Origin of the sequence: Burkholderia sp. AU33545 (genome assembly GCF_020419685.1) — a bacterium.
GTDB classification, from domain to species: Bacteria; Pseudomonadota; Gammaproteobacteria; order Burkholderiales; family Burkholderiaceae; genus Burkholderia; species Burkholderia diffusa.
Genome location: NZ_JAIZRQ010000006.1, coordinates 218,375 through 242,198, shown reverse-complemented (window position 1 = coordinate 242,198; position 23,824 = coordinate 218,375). Strand labels below are relative to the sequence as shown.

Annotated in this window: 24 protein-coding genes; 12 read left to right on the top strand and 12 right to left on the bottom strand. The window is 68.0% G+C overall.

Translation table 11 applies throughout. The features are described from left to right. The first annotated feature begins 73 nt into the window (after positions 1-73). Entirely contained in the window at positions 74-1,285 is a 1,212-nt protein-coding gene (chrA, locus tag LGM71_RS21280) for a chromate efflux transporter (protein WP_175817691.1), read from the top strand. Positions 1,286-1,395: 110 nt separating this feature from the next. Here chrA and sodB read toward each other — a convergent pair whose 3' ends face one another. Then, complete coding sequence (sodB, locus tag LGM71_RS21275) at positions 1,396-1,974, bottom strand: superoxide dismutase [Fe] (RefSeq protein ID WP_044848579.1); 579 nt, start codon at positions 1,972-1,974, stop codon at positions 1,396-1,398. A gap of 240 nt (positions 1,975-2,214) precedes the next feature. Next, on the bottom strand, positions 2,215-3,597 hold the full coding sequence (gene xseA / locus LGM71_RS21270) for an exodeoxyribonuclease VII large subunit (RefSeq protein ID WP_059608001.1): 1,383 nt from the start codon (positions 3,595-3,597) through the stop codon (positions 2,215-2,217). A gap of 450 nt (positions 3,598-4,047) precedes the next feature. Here xseA and lpxK point away from each other — a divergent pair, with 450 nt between their 5' ends. The 5 genes from lpxK (at position 4,048) to LGM71_RS21245 (ending at position 8,010) form a co-directional block, all read left to right on the top strand. Continuing rightward, the gene (gene lpxK, locus LGM71_RS21265) at positions 4,048-5,076 is read left to right on the top strand and encodes a tetraacyldisaccharide 4'-kinase (protein WP_059608000.1); all 1,029 of its coding nucleotides are present in this window, start codon (positions 4,048-4,050) and stop codon (positions 5,074-5,076) included. Then, positions 5,057-5,260, top strand: a complete 204-nt coding sequence (locus LGM71_RS21260; RefSeq protein ID WP_006750935.1) for a Trm112 family protein — start codon at positions 5,057-5,059, stop codon at positions 5,258-5,260. Before lpxK ends, LGM71_RS21260 begins: the two co-directional genes overlap by 20 nt. 118 nt (positions 5,261-5,378) lie before the next feature. Continuing rightward, the gene (gene kdsB / locus LGM71_RS21255) at positions 5,379-6,170 is read left to right on the top strand and encodes a 3-deoxy-manno-octulosonate cytidylyltransferase (RefSeq protein ID WP_059527793.1); all 792 of its coding nucleotides are present in this window, start codon (positions 5,379-5,381) and stop codon (positions 6,168-6,170) included. A 208-nt stretch (positions 6,171-6,378) separates the two neighbouring features. Beyond that, positions 6,379-7,041 carry an adenylate kinase gene (gene adk, locus LGM71_RS21250; protein ID WP_059607999.1) on the top strand — a complete coding sequence of 221 codons (663 nt, stop codon included), beginning with the start codon at positions 6,379-6,381 and terminating at the stop codon, positions 7,039-7,041. A 210-nt stretch (positions 7,042-7,251) separates the two neighbouring features. Beyond that, a complete protein-coding gene (locus tag LGM71_RS21245) occupies positions 7,252-8,010 on the top strand; it encodes an SDR family NAD(P)-dependent oxidoreductase (protein WP_226116290.1) in 759 nt (252 codons plus the stop codon). 78 nt (positions 8,011-8,088) lie between these two features. Here the strand turns inward: LGM71_RS21245 and LGM71_RS21240 are convergent, their stop codons facing one another. Both LGM71_RS21240 and murJ read right to left on the bottom strand, forming a co-directional pair. Then, complete coding sequence (locus LGM71_RS21240; RefSeq protein ID WP_226116467.1) at positions 8,089-8,931, bottom strand: SirB1 family protein; 843 nt, start codon at positions 8,929-8,931, stop codon at positions 8,089-8,091. An 8-nt stretch (positions 8,932-8,939) separates the two neighbouring features. After that, a complete protein-coding gene (gene murJ / locus LGM71_RS21235) occupies positions 8,940-10,535 on the bottom strand; it encodes a murein biosynthesis integral membrane protein MurJ (protein ID WP_319000395.1) in 1,596 nt (531 codons plus the stop codon). Between the two features lie 258 nt (positions 10,536-10,793). On the opposite strand from murJ, the gene rpsT reads away from it, so the two are divergent. Beyond that, the gene (gene rpsT, locus LGM71_RS21230; RefSeq protein ID WP_006482211.1) at positions 10,794-11,066 is read left to right on the top strand and encodes a 30S ribosomal protein S20; all 273 of its coding nucleotides are present in this window, start codon (positions 10,794-10,796) and stop codon (positions 11,064-11,066) included. Positions 11,067-11,215: 149 nt separating this feature from the next. Here the strand turns inward: rpsT and LGM71_RS21225 are convergent, their stop codons facing one another. Then, positions 11,216-11,536, bottom strand: coding sequence for a DUF3579 domain-containing protein (locus LGM71_RS21225; RefSeq protein WP_006762342.1), 321 nt, complete (start codon positions 11,534-11,536; stop codon positions 11,216-11,218). Positions 11,537-11,949: 413 nt separating this feature from the next. Here LGM71_RS21225 and argF point away from each other — a divergent pair, with 413 nt between their 5' ends. Beyond that, the gene (gene argF / locus LGM71_RS21220; RefSeq protein WP_059607996.1) at positions 11,950-12,879 is read left to right on the top strand and encodes an ornithine carbamoyltransferase; all 930 of its coding nucleotides are present in this window, start codon (positions 11,950-11,952) and stop codon (positions 12,877-12,879) included. Positions 12,880-13,007: 128 nt separating this feature from the next. Here argF and murB read toward each other — a convergent pair whose 3' ends face one another. Continuing rightward, positions 13,008-14,057: a UDP-N-acetylmuramate dehydrogenase gene (gene murB / locus LGM71_RS21215; RefSeq protein WP_226116288.1), complete on the bottom strand. Its 1,050-nt coding sequence runs from the start codon at positions 14,055-14,057 to the stop codon at positions 13,008-13,010. Between the two features lie 136 nt (positions 14,058-14,193). Here murB and LGM71_RS21210 point away from each other — a divergent pair, with 136 nt between their 5' ends. Further along, positions 14,194-14,679 carry a YajQ family cyclic di-GMP-binding protein gene (locus LGM71_RS21210; protein ID WP_006762345.1) on the top strand — a complete coding sequence of 162 codons (486 nt, stop codon included), beginning with the start codon at positions 14,194-14,196 and terminating at the stop codon, positions 14,677-14,679. A gap of 93 nt (positions 14,680-14,772) precedes the next feature. Here the strand turns inward: LGM71_RS21210 and plsY are convergent, their stop codons facing one another. Next, entirely contained in the window at positions 14,773-15,411 is a 639-nt protein-coding gene (gene plsY, locus LGM71_RS21205) for a glycerol-3-phosphate 1-O-acyltransferase PlsY (protein WP_059607994.1), read from the bottom strand. Between the two features lie 182 nt (positions 15,412-15,593). Continuing rightward, positions 15,594-16,085 carry a Cys-tRNA(Pro) deacylase gene (gene ybaK, locus LGM71_RS21200; protein WP_059607993.1) on the bottom strand — a complete coding sequence of 164 codons (492 nt, stop codon included), beginning with the start codon at positions 16,083-16,085 and terminating at the stop codon, positions 15,594-15,596. A 295-nt stretch (positions 16,086-16,380) separates the two neighbouring features. Here ybaK and LGM71_RS21195 point away from each other — a divergent pair, with 295 nt between their 5' ends. Beyond that, positions 16,381-17,937 (top strand): class I adenylate-forming enzyme family protein, encoded by a 1,557-nt coding sequence (locus LGM71_RS21195; protein WP_226116286.1) that lies wholly within the window; start codon positions 16,381-16,383, stop codon positions 17,935-17,937. A 46-nt stretch (positions 17,938-17,983) separates the two neighbouring features. Here the strand turns inward: LGM71_RS21195 and xerD are convergent, their stop codons facing one another. The 3 genes from xerD to queG all read right to left on the bottom strand — a co-directional run bounded on the left by xerD (position 17,984) and on the right by queG (position 20,712). Next, complete coding sequence (gene xerD / locus LGM71_RS21190; RefSeq protein ID WP_226116284.1) at positions 17,984-18,946, bottom strand: site-specific tyrosine recombinase XerD; 963 nt, start codon at positions 18,944-18,946, stop codon at positions 17,984-17,986. After that, the gene (locus LGM71_RS21185) at positions 18,946-19,413 is read right to left on the bottom strand and encodes a methylated-DNA--[protein]-cysteine S-methyltransferase (protein WP_059608017.1); all 468 of its coding nucleotides are present in this window, start codon (positions 19,411-19,413) and stop codon (positions 18,946-18,948) included. Before LGM71_RS21185 ends, xerD begins: the two co-directional genes overlap by 1 nt. Before the next feature lie 63 nt (positions 19,414-19,476). Further along, complete coding sequence (queG, locus tag LGM71_RS21180) at positions 19,477-20,712, bottom strand: tRNA epoxyqueuosine(34) reductase QueG (RefSeq protein ID WP_226116282.1); 1,236 nt, start codon at positions 20,710-20,712, stop codon at positions 19,477-19,479. 17 nt (positions 20,713-20,729) lie between these two features. Here queG and tsaE point away from each other — a divergent pair, with 17 nt between their 5' ends. After that, positions 20,730-21,281 carry a tRNA (adenosine(37)-N6)-threonylcarbamoyltransferase complex ATPase subunit type 1 TsaE gene (gene tsaE / locus LGM71_RS21175; protein ID WP_059607989.1) on the top strand — a complete coding sequence of 184 codons (552 nt, stop codon included), beginning with the start codon at positions 20,730-20,732 and terminating at the stop codon, positions 21,279-21,281. Further along, positions 21,263-22,789 carry an N-acetylmuramoyl-L-alanine amidase gene (locus LGM71_RS21170; protein WP_226116280.1) on the top strand — a complete coding sequence of 509 codons (1,527 nt, stop codon included), beginning with the start codon at positions 21,263-21,265 and terminating at the stop codon, positions 22,787-22,789. The genes tsaE and LGM71_RS21170 overlap by 19 nt, the downstream gene beginning before the upstream one ends. Before the next feature lie 45 nt (positions 22,790-22,834). Here LGM71_RS21170 and LGM71_RS21165 read toward each other — a convergent pair whose 3' ends face one another. Next, complete coding sequence (locus LGM71_RS21165) at positions 22,835-23,713, bottom strand: EamA family transporter (RefSeq protein ID WP_174906360.1); 879 nt, start codon at positions 23,711-23,713, stop codon at positions 22,835-22,837. Positions 23,714-23,824: the final 111 nt, after the last annotated feature.

Below are 23,824 nucleotides of genomic sequence, written 5' to 3'. Positions count from 1 at the left end.
TCGCAACGCCGCATTCCCGCCGTCATGGCATTGCGCTATCGTGGCGGCTCGTTCGCCCTCCCCGCATCCGCTCTTGAACACGTCCACCGTCACTACTCCGTCCCGTCATGCGTGGCCCGTATTCGTCGCATTCCTGCGGCTCGGCCTCACGTCGTTCGGCGGGCCCGTCGCGCATCTCGGCTACTTCCGTGACGCGTTCGTCACGCGACGCGGCTGGCTGACCGAGCGCGCCTATGCGGATCTCGTCGGCCTGTGCCAGTTCCTGCCGGGGCCGGCGAGCAGCCAGGTCGGGATGGCGATCGGTCTGTCTCGCGCGGGCTATGCTGGGATGTTCGCCGCATGGCTCGGCTTCACGCTGCCGTCCGCGCTGCTGATGATGCTGTTCGCGCTCGGCGTCCACGCGACGGGCATGCCGGTCGCGGCAGGCGCCCTGCACGGGTTGCGCATCGTGTCGGTCGCGGTGATCGCGCAGGCGGTGTGGGGCATGGCGCGCACGCTTTGCCCGGATGCGCGCCGCGTCACGCTGATGGCGATCGCGACCTGCATCGCGCTGCTCGTCCCGGCCGCGTGGCTGCAGGTGGTCGTGATCGTCGCGGCAGGCGCCGCCGGTCTCATGCTGCTGCCGCAGCCCGAGCGCGGCGCCCACGAGCCGTTGCCGCTGCACGTGTCGCGCCGCGCGGGGCTGCTGTGGCTGGTACTGTTCGCCGCGCTGATCGTCGTGTTACCGGTCGCGGCAAGCGCGCTCCACTCGAACACACTCGCCGTCGTCGATGCATTCTTCCGCACCGGCGCGCTGGTGTTCGGCGGCGGCCACGTGGTGCTGCCGCTGCTGCAAGCGGCCGTCGTCGCGCCGGGCTGGGTCGGCGACTCGGCATTCCTGGCCGGCTATGGCGTCGCGCAGGCCGTACCGGGGCCGCTCTTCACGTTCTCGGCCTTCCTCGGTGCGTTGCTGCGCGACGCGCCGAACGGCTGGCTCGGCGGGATGATCGCGCTGGTGTCGATCTTCGCGCCGTCGTTCCTGCTTGTCGCGGGCACTGCCCCGTTCTGGGAACGCCTGCGTCGCAGCACGCGTATGCAGGCCGCGCTCGCGGGCGTGAACGCGGCGGTCGTCGGGCTGCTGCTTGCCGCGCTCTATCATCCGGTGTGGAGCGACACGATCGTGTCGCCGCGCGACTTCGCTGCCGCGCTCGTCGCGTTCGTCGCGCTCGTGTTCTGGCGCGTGCCGCCGTGGGCCGTCGTGATCGCGAGCGCGGCGCTCGGCTGGTTGTCGGGGATGATCGTCTGAGCGGGCGAATGCCGCGCGTCGATTCATGCCCGATCAAAACAAAAAAGCCCTCGGGACGAGGGCTTTTTTTGGGGGATGCCGCGCGCCGCAGAGGCGCGGGATGCCCGGACTTACGCGAAGTTCTTCGCTGCGAAGTCCCAGTTCACGATGTTCCAGAACGCTTCAACGAACTTCGGACGTGCGTTGCGGTAGTCGATGTAGTACGCGTGCTCCCACACGTCGATCGTCAGCAGCGGCTTGTCGGCCGTCGTCAGCGGCGTGGCGGCGTTGCTCGTCGAGACGATGTCGAGCGAACCGTCGGCCTTCTTCACGAGCCATGCCCAGCCCGAACCGAACGTGCCGACCGCGGCCTTCGTGAACGCTTCCTTGAATGCGTCGTACGAACCCCACTTCGCATTGATCGCGTCGCCGAGCGCGCCCGACGGTGCGCCGCCGCCGTTCGGCGACAGGCTGTTCCAGAAGAACGTGTGGTTCCAGATTTGCGCGGCGTTGTTGAAGATGCCGCCCGACGACTTCTTCACGATCTCTTCCAGCGACAGGTTTTCGAATTCCGTGCCCGGGATCAGATTGTTCAGGTTCGTCACATATGCCTGGTGATGCTTGCCGTAGTGGTACTCGATCGTCTCTTTCGAGATGGTCGGCGCGAGTGCGTCTTCAGCGTACGGGAGCGGCGGGAGCGTATGAGCCATGGCGATTCCTTCGTTGAGTATGTAGGGAGGCTGTGTTGAATGCTGCCGAGCGTCCGATTGTAGGCGAGTCCGAATATCCCCGCAAACTCACGGGCATTTATCCGCGGTATGCAGAAAATCGCCGCTGGCGCTTCATCCGGCAGGACGAGACGACGATGCGCAGCATCCGTTTCCGCGCCCGGCGTTCGATACATCCGGAACGCCGGGCGCGCGACCTTCGTTTCGCTTACGCCGTCGTCGTCAGATCGTGTCGGTCAGCCGCGGCTGCACGTCGGCGAGCGACACGTCGGCCGAGCCTTCGGCGAGATGCACGGTGAGTCGGCGCTGCGGCTTCAGCGCGCTCGGCGCGCGCACCGCGCGGCCGGTCTGCGCGTCGATCAGCGCCGCGTAGCCGCGCTCGAGCGTGCGCTGCGGGCTCAGCACCTCGAGCCGCGCCGCGCAGGCCGACACGCGCGCGGTATCGCGCTCGTGACGGCGCTGCATCGCCACCGCGAGACGTTGCGACAGTCCGGCGAGGGCCTGACGCGCCTGCGCCGGGTCGGGCCGCGCGCGCTGCCAGCGCAATTGCGCGAGCGCGAAACGCGCACGCGCGTCGCGCACCGGCCGCGACGCCGCCGATGCGAGCCGCACCGCCAGCTGTTCGACGTGGGTACGTTGCCGCTGCAGCCGTTCGGCCGGGCTGACGAGCCGGCGCGCGAGCCAGTCGAGCTGCTGCGCACGCTGCTCGAGCCCGCGTTCCAGGCTGCGCGCGAGCGCGCGCTGCCGATCGGCAACCTCGCGCAACAGCAACGCGCGCTGCGGACTCGCGAGCTCGGCCGCGCCGGTCGGCGTCGGCGCGCGCAGGTCGGCCGCGAAGTCCGCGATCGTGAAATCGGTTTCGTGGCCGACGCCGCTGACGACCGGCAGTTCGCTCGCCGCGATCGCACGTGCGAGCGCTTCGTCGTTGAACGACCACAGATCCTCGATCGACCCGCCGCCGCGGCACACGAGCAGCACGTCGACCTCGCGCCGCGCGTTCGCGGTCTGCACGGCCGCGACGAGCTTTTCGGCGGAACCGGCCCCCTGCACGGGCGCCGGATAGACGATCACCGGAATGTGCGGCGCGCGGCGCGCGAGCGTGGTCAGCACGTCGCGCAGCGCGGCGGCCTGCAGCGACGTGACGATGCCGATCGCGCGCGGGTGCGCCGGCAGCGGCCGCTTGCGCTCGGCTGCGAACAGCCCTTCGGCCTCGAGCTGCGCCTTCAGCCGCAGGAATGCCTCGTAAAGACGCCCTTGGCCCGTGCGCCGCACGGCTTCGACGTTGAGCTGCACTTCGCCGCGCGGCTCGTACATCGTGACGACCGCGCGCACCTCGATCCGGTCGCCTTCGCGCGGCGTGAATTCCGCGTACTGCGCTCGACCGCGAAACATCACGCAGCGCATCTGCGCCTGCTGGTCCTTGATCGAGAAATACCAGTGGCCGCTGGCGGCGCGCGTGAAATTCGACACTTCGCCCGAGATCCACAGCAGCGGGAACGAGCGCTCGAGCATCGTCGAAATCGCGCGATTAAGCGCCGAAACGGGAATCACTTCGTCGCCGCCGCGAGTCGCGCCGGGAGCGGAAAAAGGAGAGTCGGAAAGCATGGGCGGTCGGATGAATGCTGGCGGCGACACGATAGTCCGACATGCGCGCGGCGTCCAGCGCCGCACGCCCGCACTGCAACACGCAGAAGGTGTCCACACTCTGGCAATCGTCCGCCAAAAACACTTGAAAACCTCGGAAAAAACCAGACAATTCCGTATAACGCATTGATTTTTATATATTTTTAAACCTTGCAGTTTGATTCGACGCCGATTCGATGTCCATCCGACGGGCGTTTGACGCGAACGGGCGGGGAGTTTTTCACAGAGTTATCCACAACCCGCTCCGATCCGCCCCCATCGGATGCGTCGCCCGGCCGCGCTTGCCGCGCCCGCGTGCGGCGCGCTAGAGTGCCGCCTTCCGAAGACCTTGCGGCATGCGCCGCCCAACGGAGAATCCGTCTTGATGAATCCGTCCCACGCCGCGGCGCACGACGCGCCGCGTCCGGCCCGATGAGCGCGCCCGGCGGCCCGCTCGCGCGGCTCGAAGCACGCCTCACGCGCGAATGGCAGCGACGCGGCGCCCTCGCCTGGGCGCTCACGCCGTTCGCATGCGTGTTCGGCCTGTGCGCGGCGCTGCGCCGCACGGCCTACGCGCAGGGCTGGAAGCAACCGGTCGACGTCGGTGTGCCCGTCGTCGTGGTCGGCAACGTGACCGTCGGCGGCACCGGCAAGACGCCGACCGTGATCGCGCTCGTCGACGCGCTGCGCGCGGCCGGGTTCACGCCGGGCGTCGTGTCGCGCGGCTACGGCGCGAACGTGAAGGCACCCATCGCGGTCACACCCGCATCGCGCGCGAGCGCGGCCGGCGACGAACCGCTCCTGATCGCGCGCCGCACCGGCGCGCCCGTCTGGGTGTGCCCCGACCGCGTCGCGGCCGCGCAGGCGCTGCGCGCCGCGCACCCGAACGTCGACGTGATCGTCAGCGACGACGGCCTCCAGCACTACCGTCTCGCACGGACGGTCGAGCTCGTCGTGTTCGACCACCGCCTCGGCGGCAACGGCTTCCTGCTGCCGGCCGGGCCGCTGCGCGAGCCGCTGTCGCGCCACCGCGACGCGACGCTCGTCAACGATCCGTACAGCGGCGCGCTGCCGCCGTGGCCCGACACCTATGCGCTCGCGCTCACGCCGGGCGCCGCGTGGCACCTCGACCAGCCGGCGCTGCGCCGTCCGCTGTCGCAGTTCGCGAACGAGCGCGTGCTCGCCGCGGCCGGCATCGGCGCGCCGGAACGCTTCTTCGCGACGCTGCGCGCGGCCGGCCTCGCGCCGGCGACGCGCGCGCTGCCCGACCACTACGCGTTCCCCGACAATCCGTTCGTCGACGACGCGGTCGATGCGATCCTGATCACCGAGAAGGATGCAGTAAAATTGGGCGCTTCCTGGCGCGACGCTCGGCTGTGGGTCGTCCCCGTCGAAGCCGCGCTCGATCCTCGCCTCATTGCCCTCGTTGTGGAGAAACTCCGTGGACGCTCGCCTGCTTGAAATCCTTGTGTGCCCTATCTGCAAAGGCCCGCTCCACTATGACCGCGCCGCGCAGGAGCTGATCTGCAACGCGGACAAGCTCGCCTACCCGATCCGCGACGGCATCCCCGTGATGCTCGTCGACGAAGCACGCCAGACCGTCGAAGGCACGCCGGTCGACCCCGCCGGCCCGGCCGGCAGCTGACGCCGCACCGCTGCGCCGGCGCCTGGCCGCGGTTCGCTGCGGCCGCGTGCCGGCCCCTGCCCCGGGCGGCCTGCCTTCGACGCGCCGCCCGCCCCGCCCTCCTCAACGCCCAGCCCCGATGACTCATCCGCAGCCCTTCATCGCCGTCATTCCTGCCCGGCTCGCGTCGACGCGCCTGCCGAACAAGCCGCTCGCCGATCTCGGCGGCAAGCCGATGGTCGTGCGCGTCGCCGAGCGCGCGCGCGAAGCGGGCGCGCAGCAGGTGCTCGTCGCGTCCGATGCACAGAGCGTGCTCGACGCGGCCCGCGAGCACGGTTTCGAAGCCGTGCTGACGCGCGCCGATCATCCGTCCGGCACCGACCGGCTCGCGGAAGTCGCCGCGACGTTCGGGTGGAGCGACGACACCGTCGTCGTCAACGTGCAGGGCGACGAACCGCTGATCGACCCGGCGCTCGTGCGCGACGTAGCGTCGCACCTCGCCGCGCATCCGGACTGCGCGATCGCGACCGCGGCGCATCCGATCCACGCCGCCGCCGATGTGTTCAACCCGAACATCGTGAAGGTCGCGCTCGACGCGCGCAACGTCGCGATGTACTTCTCGCGCGCGCCGATTCCGTGGAGCCGCGATGCGTACCAGCCGCACTGGCCCGACGTCGCGGCCATGCCGGCGCCGGCCTTTCCGGTCCATCGTCACATCGGCCTGTACGCGTATCGCGCGCGTTTTCTGCGCACCTATCCGTCGCTCGCGCAGGCGCCGATCGAGCAGGCCGAGCAGCTCGAACAGCTGCGCGCGATGTGGCACGGCGAGCGCATCGCAGTGCTGATCACCGAGCATGCACCCGAAGCCGGCATCGACACGCCGGCCGATCTCGCACGCGTGCAGGCCCTTTTTCGGCCGGGTTCAAAATAACCCGTGGCATAATCAGGCGATTGTGCGAGCCGTCCGCGACCCGCGCGTCCTCGCTTGACCCCGCCACGGCCCGCCCCGGCAGCCGCGCGTCGCTTTTCGCCGACGCGCCGCATCAGACCGGTCCGCCGCGCGCAAGGCAAGCCCCGCGTACGTTGTCGCCGACGCTTTTGCGTCTCGCCACACGAATCTACATACTGGAGATATCACCATGCGTTTGATCCTGTTGGGCGCGCCCGGCGCGGGAAAGGGCACCCAGGCAAACTTCATCAAGGAAAAGTTCGGCATCCCGCAAATCTCGACGGGTGACATGCTGCGCGCGGCCGTCAAGGCCGGCACGCCGCTCGGCATCGAGGCGAAGCGCTTCATGGACGAAGGCAAGCTCGTGACGGACGACCTGATCATCGGTCTCGTGAAGGAGCGCCTGAAGGAAGCCGATTGCGCGAACGGCTATCTGTTCGATGGCTTCCCGCGCACGATCGCGCAGGCTGACGCAATGAAGGAAGCTGGCGTCGCGATCGATTACGTGCTCGAAATCGACGTCCCGTTCTCGGAGATCGTCGAGCGCATGAGCGGCCGTCGCACGCACCCGGCGTCGGGCCGCACGTACCACGTCAAGTTCAACCCGCCGAAGGTCGAGGGTGTGGACGACGTGACGGGCGAACCGCTGATCCAGCGCGACGACGACAAGGAAGAAACCGTCAAGAAGCGTCTCGAAGTGTACGAAGCGCAGACCAAGCCGCTGATCAAGTATTACGGCGACTGGGCGCAGCGCGGCGAGGAAAACGGCCTGAAAGCCCCGCAGTATCGCAAGATCTCGGGCCTCGGCAGCGTCGATGAAATCCGCGAGCGTGCGTTCGACGCACTGAAGTAAGCACCGCGTCGTGCACCGCAAGCCGCCCTTCCGGGCGGCTTTTTTTTCATCTGCCGCGACCGTTTCGTCTGACCTGGATTCGCACGACCGTGCCGCACTGGCCGGCGTGCGACGGCGCCCCGTACAATCGATCGAACGCGTGCGCCGCGTGGACCGGCGCACCGCCTTTCCTCCGATCGACCGGCATCGGACCCAACCAAGGAGACAGTGATGGAGATTCGCGGCAACGTCTTTCTGATCACGGGCGGCGCATCGGGCCTCGGCGCCGGGACGGCCCGCATGCTCGCGCAGGCCGGCGGCAAGGTCGTGCTCGCCGACCTGAACGAGGCGGCCGGCACGGCGCTCGCGAGCGAGCTGGGCGGCGTGTTCGTGCGCTGCGACGTGTCGAGCGAGGCCGATGCGCAGGCGGCCGTCGACGCCGCGACGCGCGCGGGCACGCTGCGCGGCCTCGTGAACTGCGCGGGCATCGCGCCCGCCGCGAAGACCGTCGGCAAGGACGGCGCGCATCCGCTCGACGTATTTGCGAAAACGATCAACGTGAACCTGGTCGGCACCTTCAACATGATCCGGCTCGCGGCCGCTGCGATGGCTGCGACCGCGCCGAACGACGGCGGCGAGCGCGGCGTGATCGTCAGCACCGCGTCGGTCGCCGCTTACGACGGCCAGATCGGCCAGGCCGCATACGCGGCGTCGAAGGCCGGCGTCGCGGGCATGACGCTGCCGATCGCACGCGATCTGTCACGCCACGGCATCCGCGTGATGACGATCGCGCCCGGGCTGTTCGAGACGCCGATGCTGCTCGGCATGCCGAAGGACGTGCAGGATGCGCTCGGCGCGATGGTGCCGTTCCCGCCGCGGCTCGGCAAACCGGACGAGTACGCGATGCTGGTGCGCCAGATCGTCGAGAATCCGATGCTCAACGGCGAAGTGATCCGCCTCGACGGCGCGATCCGGATGCAGCCGAAGTAAGGGTCACGCAATTGCAAACGAAAAACACCCGCGATGCGGGCGTTTTTACGTTCGGGGCTCCGGGGATGCGGTGACGGCTCACTCCTCGCCGTCGCGCTGCATCCGCTGCCGCAACTCGGTCACCTGCGATTCGACGACGGTCGCGTCGTCCGCATCGGGCCGCTCGCCGAGATACTGCTCGAGATCCTCGAGTGCCGGGCGCAGATAGTCGAGCCGCGCATAGGCGAAGCCGCGGTCGCGCACCTCGTCGAGTTGTTCCGGCAGCAGGATCACGAGCCGCTGCTGCACGGCAAGCAGCCGCTGCCAGCGTTCCGTCTGCAGGTAGATCGTCTTGAGGTTGCGCAGCATCCGCGCGATGATCTCGCGGCTCGTGGCCGGCTGCAGCAGCGCGCGCAACGCGCTGTCGACCGCGCCCGCCGCACGCGCGACGTACGGCTCGAGCATCTCGACCATTTCGGCTTCGGACAGCGAATGGCCGTTGGTCGGATCGATGATGAGGTCGCCGTCGGGCAGCGTCACGCGCAGCAGGAAGTGGCCGGGGAACGACACGCCGCGCGCCGGCACGCCGATCTGCTCGGCGAGTTCCAGGTACAGCACCGACAGCGAGATCGGGATCCCGCGCCGCCGTTTGAGCACGGCGTTCAGGTGGCTGTTATCGGGGTCGTAGTAATCGTTGTGATTGCACGCGAAGCCGAGCTCGCGGAAGAAGAAATCGTTCAGCGCGGCGACGCGGCCCTTCAGGTCCGCATCGTCGGCGAGCCGCCGGCGCAGCCGCGCCGCCAGCATGTCGAGTTCGGCCAGCGTGCCCTGCAGGTCGAGGTCGGGATACGCGTCCTGCGCCAGCGACAGCGCGGCTTCCGTGACGGGCAGACTGTCGTCGTCCGCCACGAGCGTGCTGAAGTAGTCGAGGACGCGGGTCATTGCGGTCATCACTTGGCGCGCCTTCTGAAGTAAGCGTATTTGAAGCCCATCACCCACAACATACCGAAATATAGTGCAGCGAACAGCACCAGGCACGCCGCCATCAGCGCGATGCGATCGAGCGGCTGCGCGCGCATGCCGGTCCAGTCGAAGCTGATCGCGCACCAGTGCATCAGGCCCGCGAGCACGAGCGCCGCGCCGATCAGTTGCACGAAGAAGCGCAGCCAGCCCGGCGACGGCTGGTAGATGCCGCGCTTGCGCAGCCCGAGGAACAGCAGCAGCGAGTTCAGGCATGCGCCGACGCCGATGCTCAGCGTGAGGCCCGCAGCGCCGATCAGCGGCACGAACACGTAGTTCGAGATCTGCGTGACGATCAGCACGCCGATCGCGATCTTCACGGGCGTCTTGATGTCCTGCTTCGCGTAGAAGCCCGGCGCGAGGATCTTGATCAGGATGATGCCGACGAGGCCGATCCCGTAGGTCGCGAGCGCGCGTGCGACCATCGTGACCGTATGCGCGTCGAACTTGCCGTAGTTGAACAGCGTCGCGGTGAGCGGCGTCGCAAAGAAGAACAGCGCGAGCGCGCTCGGCGCCGCGAGCAGGAACGTGACGCGCAGCCCCCAGTCGAGCAGCGCCGAATATTCGGTCGAATCGGCGTCGACGTGCGCCTTCGACAGGCTCGGCAGCAGGATCGTGCCGAGCGCGACGCCGAGCAGCGCGGTCGGGAATTCCATCAGGCGGTCGGCGTAGTTGATCCACGACACGGCGCCCTGCCCGAGCCGCGACGCGATGTTGGTGTTGATGATCAGGGACAGTTGCGCGACCGACACCGCGAACGTCGCGGGCACCATCTTCGCGAGCACGCGCTTCACGCCGGGATGACGCAGCGCGCGCACCGGGTTGAGGCCGATCAGCGGCACCATGTCGATCTTCTTCAGCCCCGGCAGCTGCACGATGAACTGCAGCACGCCGCCCACGATGACGGCCCATGCGAGCGCATAGACCGGCACCTTCAGGTGCGGCGCGACGAACACGGCCGCGGCGATGAACGCGACGTTGAGCAGCACCGGCGCGAATGCCGGCAGCGAGAAGCTCTTGTAGGTATTCAGCACGCCGGACGCGAGCGTCGTCAGCGAGATGAACACGATGTACGGGAACATGATCCGCGTCATCGTGACCGCGAGCGGGAACGCCTGTCCGTCGGTATGCAGGCCGGACGCGACCGCGAACACGACCCACGACGCGCCGGCGATCCCGAGGACCGACAGCACGGCGAGCGCCCAGGCGAGCACGGTCGACATCGCGTCGACGAGCGCCTTGGTCGCATCGTGCCCCTGCTGGTTCTTGAATTCGGCCAGGATCGGCACGAACGCCTGCGAGAACGCGCCTTCGGCGGACAGGCGGCGCAGCAGGTTCGGGATGCGGAAAGCGACGTAGAATGCGTCGGTGTATTGACTGGCGCCGAACGCACGGGCGATCAGCGTCTCGCGGGCCAGTCCGGTCACGCGCGACAGCAGCGTGAAGCCGCTGACCGTCAGCAGGGCTCGGAATAGATTCATGGGGCGCTTATTATACGGACGTTGCGTGTCCCGGCACGGACGGATGCCGAAAAGGGCCCATGTCGCCGGCGCCCCGTCCGTCCGACGTCACGTTGACCTTGCCACGCGCTTGATTTTGTTGCTATAATCGCCGGTTTCTGAGCCTGTTACATGCACGGCGCCTGTCGTTTTCATGTCTCGGCCTCGGTTAAAATCACCGTTTTTTATGCGCCCCTGGGCAATCGCTCTCAGGGGACGGATCGAAAAGCAGCGCTTGGCCGTCAGGCTCCAAGCTCTGGAAACAGGACAGGATAAGGAACCGTCATGGCTAACTCCGCACAAGCACGCAAGCGCGCCCGCCAAGCCGCGAAGGCAAATTCGCACAACTCGGCGCTGCGCTCGAAATTCCGTACCGCGATCAAGTCGGTTCGCAAGGCTGTTGAAGCCGGCGACCAGGCAAAGGCTGCCGAGCTGTTCAAGGCTGCCGTGAAGACGATCGACACGATCGCCGACAAGAAGATCGTTCACAAGAACAAGGCCGCTCGCAGCAAGAGCCGCCTCGCCGCAGCCGTCAAGGGCCTGCAGGCAGCAGCGTAAATCCGGCGCGCCCGCTCTCGCGGGCGTTCCTGTTTCCTGCGATCACAAAAAAGCCCGCCTAGGCGGGCTTTTTTGTTGCGCGTCGCCTGCGCATCGCGCCGGGCGACCGTCAGGCGCGGGCGCGGGATGCCCCCCCTCGCCCGCCGAATTCACTTCTTCTCGTTGTAGTCCGGCAACTCGCACGCCTCGGTGACGACGAGGTTGTTGTCCTTCGCGAAGTTCAGCACGAAATCGAACGCCATCGGCTCGATGTCACGCAGCCGGGAATCGAGGATCACGCATTTCAGGTCGCCGAGCATCGTCGGGCGCACGTACAGCGAATATTTCAGGCGCGCGTTCGGCCCGCTCGCACCCGGCCCGAAACAGGCCATCACGCCGGCCAGACGCTCCGACCAGTCGCTCGGGCGAAACTTTTTCCCGTCTTTCGTGATGCCCTGGATGAAGAATTCGGTCGGAGGGGTTTCAGCCATGTGGTTACCCAAGTGACGGCCCGGCGATGTCCAGGCGACGGCGCCTGGATACGCGAACACAAAGCTGGAGTGGACGACGACAGACGCGCTCCGATATCCCGAAAACAGGCCGTCGCTGCGTGCCGCCGACGCGCCGCACCGGATTTGTGCAGCGCATGGCTTGTGTCCGGCAGAGCGCGAAGAGCCTTGCCTGCCGGGCTGGAGAAAACTTTTGAATTATACCGCAGCGCGACATCGCGCGTCGTCTCGCGCCCCCTCTTCCGGCATCCTCCAGTGTGCGCCGCGATCGCGCCCCGGTTTTCGGCGCGGCTCGTCAAAGCACAGAAAATCCTTTATGCTGCTTTGAGTTATCCACACCCGACGGCGGCGCCGTCCGGCTCCGCTGCCGGTTCAGACCCGCCGTATTTCGTTTCATGACCGCCAAAACCATTCGTCACTACCTGCAGTTCAAGGATTTCTCGCTGGAAGACTACGAGTACGTGCTCGAACGCACGGGTATCCTGAAGCGCAAGTTCAAGAACTACGAGACCTATCACCCGCTGCACGACCGCACGCTCGCGATGATCTTCGAGAAGAGCTCGACGCGCACGCGCCTGTCGTTCGAAGCCGGCATCTTCCAGCTCGGCGGCCACGCGGTGTTCATGAGCACGCGCGACACGCAGCTCGGCCGCGGCGAGCCGGTCGAGGATTCCGCGCAGGTCATCTCGCGGATGGTCGACATCATCATGATCCGCACGTTCGAGCAGGAGGTCATCAAGCGCTTCGCGGAGAACTCCCGCGTGCCGGTGATCAACGGCCTGACCAACGAATACCACCCGTGCCAGGTGCTCGCCGACATCTTCACGTACTACGAGCACCGCGGCCCGATCGCCGGCAAGACGGTCGCGTGGGTCGGCGATGCGAACAACATGCTCTATACGTGGATCGAAGCCGCGCAGATCCTCGGCTTCAAGCTGCGCCTGTCGACGCCGCCGGGCTATGCGCTCGACATGAAGCTCGTGTCGCCGGACAGCGCGCCGTTCTACGAGGTGTTCGACGATCCGAACGAAGCGTGCAAGGGCGCCGATCTCGTGACGACCGACGTGTGGACGAGCATGGGCTTCGAAGCCGAGAACGAAGCGCGCAAGCAGGCATTTGCCGACTGGTGCGTCGACGAGGAAATGATGGGCCATGCGAACGCGGACGCGCTCTTCATGCACTGCCTGCCCGCGCACCGCGGCGAGGAAGTGACGGCCGGCGTGATCGACGGCCCGCAGAGCGTCGTGTGGGACGAGGCGGAAAACCGCCTGCACGTGCAGAAGGCGCTGATGGAGTTCCTGCTGCTCGGCCGGCTCAAGCACTGATCGCAGCACCCCGCAGCACCCGAGCACCGCCGGCATCCGGCGGCATGCAAAAAAGCGCCGATCGTCGATCGGCGCTTTTTGTTTGTACGCGGCGGAAGCGAATGAAATGCGCGGTACGAAAGACCGCGTTACAGGCACACCGGCTCGGGTTCGAGCTCGACACCGAACCGCTCGCGCACGTCGTCCTGGATCGCGCGCGCCAGCGCGAGGACCTCGACACCCGTCGCGCCGCCGTGATTCACCAGCACGAGCGCCTGCCGGTCGTGCACGGCCGCCGCCCCCAGCGCGCGCCCTTTCCAGCCGCAGCGGTCGATCAACCAGCCGGCCGCGAGCTTCACCTGCCCGTCCGGCTGCGGATACGACACCACGTCCGGCACGCGCGCGCGCAGCGCGTCGAACTGCGCGGCATCGATCACCGGATTCTTGAAGAAGCTGCCCGCGTTGCCGAGCACGAGCGGATCGGGCAGCTTCGCGCGGCGGATCGCGACGACTGCATCGAACACGTCGCGCGGCGTTGCCGCGTCCGGCGCGATGCCGCGCGCGTCGAGCTCGCGCGTGACGTCCGCGTAGCCGAGCCGCGGCGTCCAGCGCTTGGGCAGCCGGAACGTCACCGATACGATCGCGAACCGGCCGCGCCCTTCCCGCTTGAAGAAGCTGTCGCGATAGCCGAACGCGCAGCGCGCGGCGTCGAAGCGCTCGCTGCGCCCCGTCGCGAGCTCGATGGCGACCAGCGAATCGAAACAGGTCTTCATCTCGAGGCCGTATGCGCCGATGTTCTGGATCGGCGCAGCGCCGACGGTGCCCGGAATCAGCGCAAGGTTCTCCAGGCCCGGCATCCCGTGCTCGAGCGTCCACGCGACGAACGCGTGCCAGGTCTCGCCGCCGCCGGCCTCGACGTACCACGCGTCGTCGTCCTCGCGCACGACGCGGCGGCCGGCGATCTCGTCGAGCAGCACGACGCCGTCGAAATCGCGCGTGAACACGACGTTGCTGCCGCCGCCGAGCACGAGCTGCGGCAGCGACGCGACGCGCTGGTCGCGGTGCAGCGCCTCGAACTGCGCCGCGTGCGTGATGCGCGCGGCAAAGCGCGCCTTCGCGGCGATGCCGAACGTATTGTGCGCAGCAAGCGGATGGTCGGGGAGCAGCGACAGGGCGGAATCGTCAGGAGGCATCGGCATTCGCGGTCACGTCCGCCGGGCGGCCTTACGGCCGGCCTTGGGCAAACGGAAGGGCATCGGTAAAATGGCAAACAGTCCGCAATTATAGCGAGTGCCCGCGCGCGAGCCGGGCGCACGCATCTCAAGGGAGAATGCCATGCCATCGTTCGACGTCGTTTCCGAAGCGAACATGATCGAAGTGAAGAACGCCATCGAGCAGTCGAACAAGGAAATTTCGACGCGCTTCGACTTCAAGGGCTCCGACGCGCGCGTCGAACAGAAGGAGCGCGAGCTGACGCTGTTCGCCGACGACGATTTCAAGCTCGGCCAGGTCAAGGACGTGCTGATCAACAAGCTCGCGAAGCGCAACGTCGATGTGCGCTTCCTCGACTATGGCAAAGTCGAGAAGATCGGCGGCGACAAGGTCAAGCAGATCGTCACCGTGAAGAAGGGCGTGACGGGCGACCTCGCGAAGAAGATCGTCAGGCTCGTGAAAGACAGCAAGATCAAGGTACAGGCGAGCATTCAGGGCGACGCGGTGCGCGTGGCCGGCACGAAGCGCGACGACCTGCAGAGCGTGATCGCGATGCTGCGCAAGGACGTGACCGACACCCCGCTCGACTTCAACAACTTCCGCGACTGATCGACGCCATCGACCGCAGCGTCGCCGGTCACGCCGCGCCGCCGGGCCCCGCATGCCGGGCGCCCCTGCGGGCGGCAGCAGTCATCCCCTTCCTCAGGCCTTCCCGCCGTCCTGCGCGCCGCCGTCGGACGCGGCCTTCTTCTTGTCGCCGATCCGGCTTTCCTGCCCCGCCAGCAGCTTCGAGATGTTGCCGCGGTGACGCCACACGAGCAGCACGCTCATCGCGAGCACAGCCCACGCGACCGGGTTGTGGCCGGTGCCGAACAGGAACACGTCGAACACCGGTGCGAACACGGCCGCCACCAGCGCCGCGAGCGACGAATAGCGGAAGAAGAACGCGACGATCAGCCAGGTCAGCGCGGTCGCCAGGCCGAGCACCGGATGCACGGCGAGCAGCACGCCGGCCGCGGTCGCCACGCCCTTGCCGCCCTGGAAGCGGAAGAACACCGGATACAGGTGGCCGAGGAACACGGCGATCGCGACCCACGCAACGGCGACGTCAGGCAACCCGAAGTGCCGCGCGAGCCAGACGGCGAGCCAGCCCTTGAATGCGTCGCCGACGAGTGTCAGGATCGCGGCCTTCTTGTTGCCGCTGCGCAGCACGTTGGTCGCGCCGGGATTCTTCGACCCGTACGAACGGGGATCGGCCAGGCCCATCGCGGCGCTGACGACGACGGCGAACGACACCGAACCGATCAGGTAGGCAACAAGTGCGGCGAGCAGGATCTGCATGCGGAGAACTCTTCTTTCAACGTATCGGTGAATTGGCGGCCGGACGCGGCATGCCGGCCGGTTGCGGCGGGCGCCGTCGCGGCGAACCGCCGGGAGGCCGTTTCGGCCGGTCGTGCGGTCCGACCGGCCGAAACGGCGCCCATTCTACCGAACGAGCACGGCCTGCCACGAAGGTGAAACCCTCAGTCGACGCTTGCGCACTGCACGGGCGTCGCGCCGAGCAGCGTCGTGAGCACCGCCGGCGCGAGGCTGACGAGATAGCCGCGGCGGCCGCCGTTCAGGTAGATCGTCGGCAATTCGAGGATGGTCGACTCGACGTACACGGGCATCGTCTTGCGCGTGCCGAACGGCGACGTGCCGCCGACCAGATAGCCGGAATGGCGGTTCGCGACGTCGGGCTTGCACGGCTCGACGCGTTTCGCGCCGATCTGCCGCGCGAGGTTCTTGGTCGACACCGTGCGGTCGCCGTGCATCAGCACGATCAGCGGCTTCGCGTGCTCGTCCTCCATCACCAGCGTCTTCACGACGCAGTGCTCGTCGACGCCGAGCTGGCGCGCCGACTCGCCGGTGCCACCATGCTCGACGTAATCGTACGGATGCTCGCCGAAGGCGACGCCGTGGCGGCGCAGCAGCTGGGTCGCGGGAGTCTCGGACACGTGTCTGGATTTGCTCATGGCGGCATTTTAATGGCGAACGACCGGCGGGCGGGCGTCAACCCACGATCGCCCTGTCTCGTCTTCGCGGCGGCGTGCCGCGCACCGGCGGTATACTCGCGGCCCTTTTGCACCAGTATCCGGGGCGAGCACCCGTCACCGCGGCGCACCTGTCCGTCAGTCGGTCCGCCCGTCATCATTGCGGACATCGCGAAGCGCTATTGCCCGATTGACCGATTGTGGCGCGCCCGCCGTCATGGCACGATCGTTCGCAAAACTCGCCGCGCCGCCGCCCGGCCCTTCTTCTGGAGACGCCATGTCCTCGCCTGTCCGCTCATCCGCGCCGCTCGACGTCCCGGCGTTGCTCGCCGCCTTGCCCGGCCGCATCGCCGACGTGCCCGCCCGCTGGGCCGCGCAAGCGCCCGCGCATCCAGCGCTGATCGAGGACGCGCGCCGCCTGTCGTACGGCGAGCTGTCGCGAGCGGTCGATGCGGCCGCCGAGCGGCTCGCGCGCCTTGGCGTGCACGGCGGCGATCGCGTGATGATCGTCGCGGAAAACAGCGTCGCGCAGATCGTGCTGCTGTTCGCGGCCGCGCGCGTCGACGCATGGGCGCTCGTGTCGAACGCCCGGCTGTCGGCCGGCGAACTCGATGCGATCGCCGCGCATGCGCGGCCGAAGCTGATCGCATTCGCGACCGAGGCGTCGCCCGATGCGCGCGCACACGCGGCACGCCACGACGCGACGCCGGCCGACACGCTGCCGGTCGACATCGGCGCGTGGTCGTACCGCGTCGACACGAGCGCGCCCGACGAACCGGTGGTGGCCGATGGCGCCGCGCAATGCGCGGCGCTGATCTACACGACCGGCACGACGGGTGCGCCGAAAGGCGTGATGCTGTCGCACCGCAACCTGCTGTTCATCGCGGCGACGTCAAGCGCGCTGCGCCGCGTGTCGCCGGACGACGTCGTCTATACGGTGCTGCCGGTGTCGCACGTGTACGGGCTCGCGTCGGTCTGCCTCGGCAGCCTCTACGCCGGGGCGACGCTGCGGCTTGCACCGCGCTTCTCGCCGGAGGCCGTGCGCATTGCGCTCGCCGACGAAGGCGTGACGATCTTCCAGGGTGTACCCGCGATGCACGCGAAGCTCCTCGAGCACCTGCACACGCACGCGTGGCACGCGCCGCGGCTGCGTTTCGCGTATTCGGGCGGCTCGCCGCTCGACGCCAACCTGAAGGCGCGCGTCGAGCGCATGTACGGCGTGCCGCTGCACAACGGCTACGGAATGACCGAGAGCAGCCCGACGATCACGCAGACGCCGCTCGACGCGCCGCGTGCCGACTGCTCGGTCGGCGTGCCGATCCCGGGCGTCGAGATGCGGATCGTCGCGCCGGACGGCACGGACGTGCCGCAGGGTGAAGTGGGTGAAATCCGCGTGCGCGGGCCGAACGTGATGCTCGGCTACTACCGCAACGCGGACGCCACGCGCGCGGCCGTGTCTCCGGACGGCTGGCTGAGCACCGGCGATCTCGCGCGCCAGGAAGCCGACGGCTCGGTGACGATCGCGGGTCGCAGCAAGGAGCTGATCATCCGCTCGGGCTTCAACGTCTATCCGGTCGAAGTCGAACAGGTGCTGAACGCGCACCCGGACGTCGTGCAGGCAGCCGTCGTCGGCCGCGCGGTCGAGGGCAACGAGGAAGTGCTCGCGTTCGTCGAGCTGGTGCCGGGCGCGACCGCGACCGAGGACGCGCTGCAGGCATGGTGCGCACAACGGCTCGCGCCTTACAAGCGGCCCGCGCGCATCCGCGTGCTCGATGCGCTGCCCGCCGCATCGACGGGCAAGGTGCTGAAGCACAAGCTGCGCGAACTCGCGTGACGCGTGGGTGCGGGCCGCATCCCGCATGTGGCCGACGCGCGCCGCGCTAGCCGCGCGGGTGGTGCTGCGCGTGCAGCGTCTTCAGCCGCTCGCGCGCGACGTGTGTGTAGATCTGCGTGGTCGAGATGTCGCTGTGGCCGAGCAGCAGTTGCACGACGCGCAGGTCGGCGCCGTGGTTCAGCAGATGCGTCGCGAACGCGTGCCGCAGCGTATGCGGCGACAGGTGCGCGCGCACGTCGGCCTGCTGCGCGTGGCGCTTGATGATGTTCCAGAACTGCTGGCGCGTCATCCCGTCGCCGCGTCCGGTCACGAACAGCGCGTCGGCCGCGCGCGCGCCGAGCAGCGCGGGCCGCGCGTCGCGCAAGTAGCGCTCGATCCAGCCGTGCGCAACTTCGCCGAACGGCACGAGCCGTTCCTTCGAGCCCTTGCCCATCACGCGCACGACACCCTCGTTGAGCCCGACCTCGACGGTCTTCAGCGTGACGAGTTCGCTCACGCGCAGGCCGCTCGCGTACATCAGCTCCAGCATCGTGCGATCGCGCAGGCCGAGCGGCGTGCCGATGTCGGGCGCGCCGAGCAGCGCTTCGACCTGCGCCTCGGACAGCGTCGACGGAAACCGTGCGGCCTGTTTCGCCGACGTGATGCGCAGCGTCGGGTCCGCGCTCGCGCGATGCTCGCGCACGGCCCAGCCGTAATAGCGACGGAACACCGACAACCGCCGGTTCGACGATGTCGCCTTGCCGTCGCTGCGCGCGGCGATGTAGCCGGTCACCATCGCTTCGTCGACCGAGTCGAGCGACACGTCGTGGGTCGCGGCCAGCCATTGCGAAAACAGCATCAGATCGCGCCGGTACGCATCGAGCGTGTTGCGCGCGAGCCCGTGCTCGAGCCACAGCGCGTCGCAGAACACGTCGATCGACGCGCGGCTCGCGAGCAGCGCGGGCGATGCCGCGGCCTCGTCGCTGTCGGCGCCGGGCGCGGGGTCGGGAGAAAGCAAGGGTTCACTCATCAGTACGGCACGCCTTCGTGCGCCAGCAGCCAGCGCTTCACTTTCTGGTAATAACCATTGTCGTCGTGGTTCGCGAAGCCGCCGAGGCCGCCTGCCGCCACGACGCGATGACACGGAATCACGAGCGGGAAATAGTTCGCGCCGCACGCCTGACCGACCGCGCGTGGCGCGCTGCCGATCCGCTTCGCGACCTGCCCGTAGGTCAGCACCGCGCCCGGCGGAATGTCGCTGATCACGTTCCACACGCGATGCTGAAAGGCACTGCCGACGTCGGCGAGCGGCAGGTCGAAACGCGCCGACGCGCGCTCGAAATAACGTTCGATCTGCTCGACCGCGCGCTTCGCGAGTGGCGAGTCCGGATCGACCGATCTGACCGACTCGGGCAGATAGACGATCTCGCGCACCACCGCGGCATCGGTGCGAATGCCGACCTTGCCGAACGGTGCGTCGATGACTGCGTTGAACATGAGCTTCTCCTCACCGGTGAAACGCGCGGCGCCGCCGCGCGCCGCCGACACTTTACGCCGCCTTCACGCGGCACGCAGCGCCCATTCGACATGCTCGCGCACGACCGGCGACGGATCGTCGGCCCGTGCACGCAACGCGGCGACGATCGCGTCGCGCGCATCGGGCGTGAGCCGGTCGGCCGGCGCGCGCAACGCATTGCCGAGCCCGACCGCGAGATTGCGCAGCCAGCTTTCGTAACCGATGCGCCGGATCGCGCTCCCCTGCATCCGCGTGTCGAACGATTCGGCATCCCAGCCGAACAGCTCGACGAGCGTCGCGCGGTCGAGACCGTGCCGCACGTCGAAATCGGCGACGGGTGCGGCCTGCGCGAACTTGTTCCACGGGCACACGAGCTGGCAGTCGTCGCAGCCGTATACGCGGTTGCCGATCATCGGCCTCAGCGGCTCCGGAATGCTGCCTTTCAGTTCGATCGTCAGGTAGGAAATGCAACGGCGCGCGTCGACGCGATACGGTTCCACGATCGCGCCGGTCGGGCACGCGCCGATGCAGCGCGTGCAACTGCCGCAGTGCGCGCCGGGCGTCTCGGGCGCGACGTCGGGCGCGGTTTGCGCGTCGGTCGGCAGCGGAACGTCGACATAGATCTCGCCGAGGAAGAACAGCGAACCCGCGTCGCGCTGCAGCAGCAGCGTGTGCTTGCCGCGCCAGCCGACGCCGGCCTTCTGCGCGAGCTCGACCTCGAGCACGGGCGCCGAATCGGTGAACACGCGGTAGCCGAACGCGCCGATCTCCTGCTCGATGCGCTCCGCGAGCGTCTGCAGCCGGTTGCGCAGCACCTTGTGATAGTCGCGGCCGCGTGCATAGATCGACACGACGGCCGCCTGCGGATCGTCGAGACGCGCACGCTCGCGTGCGCGCCAGTCGTGCGGCACGAGCGCGCCAGATGACGCATCGGGCGCGTCGGCGGCAAGCGTTTCGGCCGGCAGATAGGCGAGCCGCGCGGAGATCACGCGTCGCGTACCGGCCACAAGTTCGGCCGGCCGCGCGCGTTTCATCCCGTGTTTCGCCATATAATCCATTTCGCCGTGGTACCCGGCTTCCAGCCAGGCGGCGAGGCCTGCTTCGGCATCCGAGAGATCGGTATCGCTGATGCCGATCGCCCCGAAACCCAATTCGCGCCCCCACGCCCTGATGCGAGCGGCGAGCGCTGTCAACGTCGCATCATCGAGCGCGCACGGTGCCGCGCCTTCGGCACGTGTCGAAGGCCTGTCGGATGCGGCGAGTTCCGGTAATCGGTTCATCGCACTATTTTACGAGAATGCCAGCCACGTCCCATACGCCTCATGCCGACACGCTGCCCGTCCCGCTCGCGGAGCGCGTGATCGCACTCGCCGACGAAGCGGCGACCGAGGCCTTCGGCACCCGCTTCGCGCACGCGCTCGACGCGGCACGCAGCGAACTTGCCCATGCACACGCGTTCGACGGGCTGCAAATCCAGCTGATCGGCGACCTCGGCGCGGGCAAAACGACCCTCGTGCGCGCGATCCTGCGCGGCCTCGGCCACCCGGGGCGCGTGCGCAGCCCGACCTACACGCTCGTCGAACCTTACGCATTCGCACGCGACGATGGGGAACTTGAGGTCTATCACTTCGATCTGTATCGATTCAACGATCCGGCCGAATGGTCCGACGCCGGCTTTCGCGAGTATTTCAATTCCAGCGCGATTTGCCTCGTCGAATGGCCGCAACAGGCGGGCACCCTGCTCGGCGTGCCCGATCTGGTTTTCTCGCTCGACGTGGATGGCGACGGCCGCGCCCTCACCGTCCGGGCGTTCAGCGCTTCAGGAAAGGCATGTCTCGAAAGATGTTGATCAAACCGTTCCGCTCGATCGAATCGGCGGCCACCGCGACGCACAACTGGCGGCGCCGCCAGATCCTGCGCGCGGGTGCGTCGACGCTCGTGCTCGGTCTCGTCGCGCCGCGGCTCGCGCACGCATCGTCGGTGCTCGGCGTGCGCGTGTGGCCCGCGCGCGATTACACGCGCGTCACGATCGAATCCGACCAGCCGCTGCAGAATAGCCAACAGCTGCTGCAGGGTCCCGACCGGCTCGTCGTCGACCTGAACGGGCTCGATCTCGACCAGGCGCTGCGCGACCTCGTGTCGAAGATCGCGCCGAACGATCCGCAGATCCAGTCGGTGCGCGTCGGCCAGTATCAGCCGCACGTCGTGCGGATGGTGTTCGACCTGAAAGGTTCGGTGAAGCCGCAGGTGTTCACGCTGCCGCCGGTCGGCACCTACAAGTACCGGCTCGTGTTCGACCTGTATCCGGCCGTCGCGCCCGATCCGCTGACCGACCTGATCGCGCAGACGGAGCGCAAGGAGCAGGCGCTCAACGACACGGCGCGCGCGCAGCAGATGCAGGCGCCGAGCGCGCTGAACGGGCCGGCGACGCCGCCCGTCGCCGGCAACGACAACAGCGACGCGTTCTTCCAGCGCTTCGCGCAGAACACGCCGGCCACCCCGCGCACGCCGCCGGCCGCCGCGACGCCTTCCACGCCCGCGAAGCCGGCCACCAAGCCGCCGCCCGTCATCGCACGCCGCGACGACAGCGAAGACGACGGCGACACCTACAAGTTCACCGCGCCGAAATCGGGCAAGGGCGGCACCGTGCGCCTGCTGACGGTCGCGATCGATCCGGGCCACGGCGGCGAGGATCCGGGCGCGATCGGCGGCGGCGGCACGTACGAGAAACACATCGCGCTCGACATCGCGAAGAAGCTGCGCGCGAAGATCGACGGCGCGCCGAACATGCGCGCGATGATGACGCGCGACGCCGACTTCTTCGTGCCGCTGAACGTGCGCGTGCAGAAGGCGCGCCGCGTCGGCGCCGACCTGTTCGTGTCAATCCACGCGGATGCGTTCACGACGCCGTCCGCGCGCGGCTCGTCGGTGTTCGCGCTGTCCGACCACGGCGCGTCGAGCGCCGCGGCACGCTGGCTCGCGAACAAGGAGAACTCGTCCGACCTGATCGGCGGCATCAACATCAAGACACAGGACGCGGCCGTCAGCCGCGCGCTGTTCGACATGTCGACGACCGCGCAGATCCGCGATTCGCTGCGCTACGGCAATTACGTGCTGAAGGAAGTCGGCGGCATCAACAAGCTGCACAAGGGCTCGGTCGAGCAGGCCGGGTTCGCGGTGCTGAAGGCGCCCGACATTCCGTCGATCCTTGTCGAGACCGCGTTCATCAGCAACCCTGACGAAGAACGCAGGCTCAACGACGACAGCTATCGCGACGAGATGGCCGACGCGATCTTCCGCGGCATCAAACGCTACTTCGCCGCGAATCCGCCGCTCGCGAAGAACCGGATGGCCTGACCCCGCTGCCTTCCCCGCCGCCGGCACGCGCTGCGTGCCGGCGCGTCACGACGCCGCGAAGCGGCGCACCAGCTTTGCGCCGAACACGTTCACCGCGAGCCCGCCCATCACGAGCGCGGCGCCGATCAGTTGCGCGTGCGTCAGATGCTCGTCGAGCAGCAGCGCCGACGACGCCAGCCCGACGATCGGCACCAGCAGCGAGAACTGCGCGACCTGCGCGGCCGGATAGCGCGACATCAGGCGGCTCCACAAGCCGTAGCCGACGAGCGTCGCGACGAACGCGAGATAGACGACCGCGAAGATCGACGCGCCGTCGAGCCCGGCCAGCGCGGCCCCGATCCGCTGCGGCCCCTCGAACCAGAGCGACAGCAGGAAGAACGGCACGGGCGGCACGAGGCTCGCCCACACGACGAGCGACACCAGATTGGCCTTGCCGACTTTCTTCGTGACGATATTGCCGAACGCCCACATCGCGGCCGAGCAGATGGTCAGCAGGAAGCCCGCGAGCGTCATCGCGCGGCCGCCCTGCGCCGCGATCACGACGAGCCCGCCCGCGGCGATCGCGAGCCCGATCAGGTTCTGCACACGCAGCCGCTCGCCGAGGAACAGCATCGCGAACACGAGCGTGAAGAATGCCTGCGACTGCAGCACGAGCGACGCGAGGCCGGCCGGCATACCGACGTACATGCCGGTAAACAGGAACACGAACTGGCCGAGCTGGATCGTCGCGCCATACAGGATCAGCATCCGCCACGGAATCTGCGGCCGGCGCACGAAGAACACCGCGGGCACCGCCGCGAGCGTGAAGCGCAGCGCGCCGAGCAGCATCGGCGGCATGCCGTGCAGGCCGACCTTGATCACGACGAAGTTCACGCCCCATGCCACGATCACGACCAGCGCGAGCAGCAAGTCCTTCGTGGCCATCATCGGCGTCTCCTCAATTGTCGGATGGTTTTCTGAAGCCGATCAGTCTACCGAATTTCGCCGTGCAGCCCGATACCCGCGCGGTGCGCATGGAATCGGCGACGGGCACAA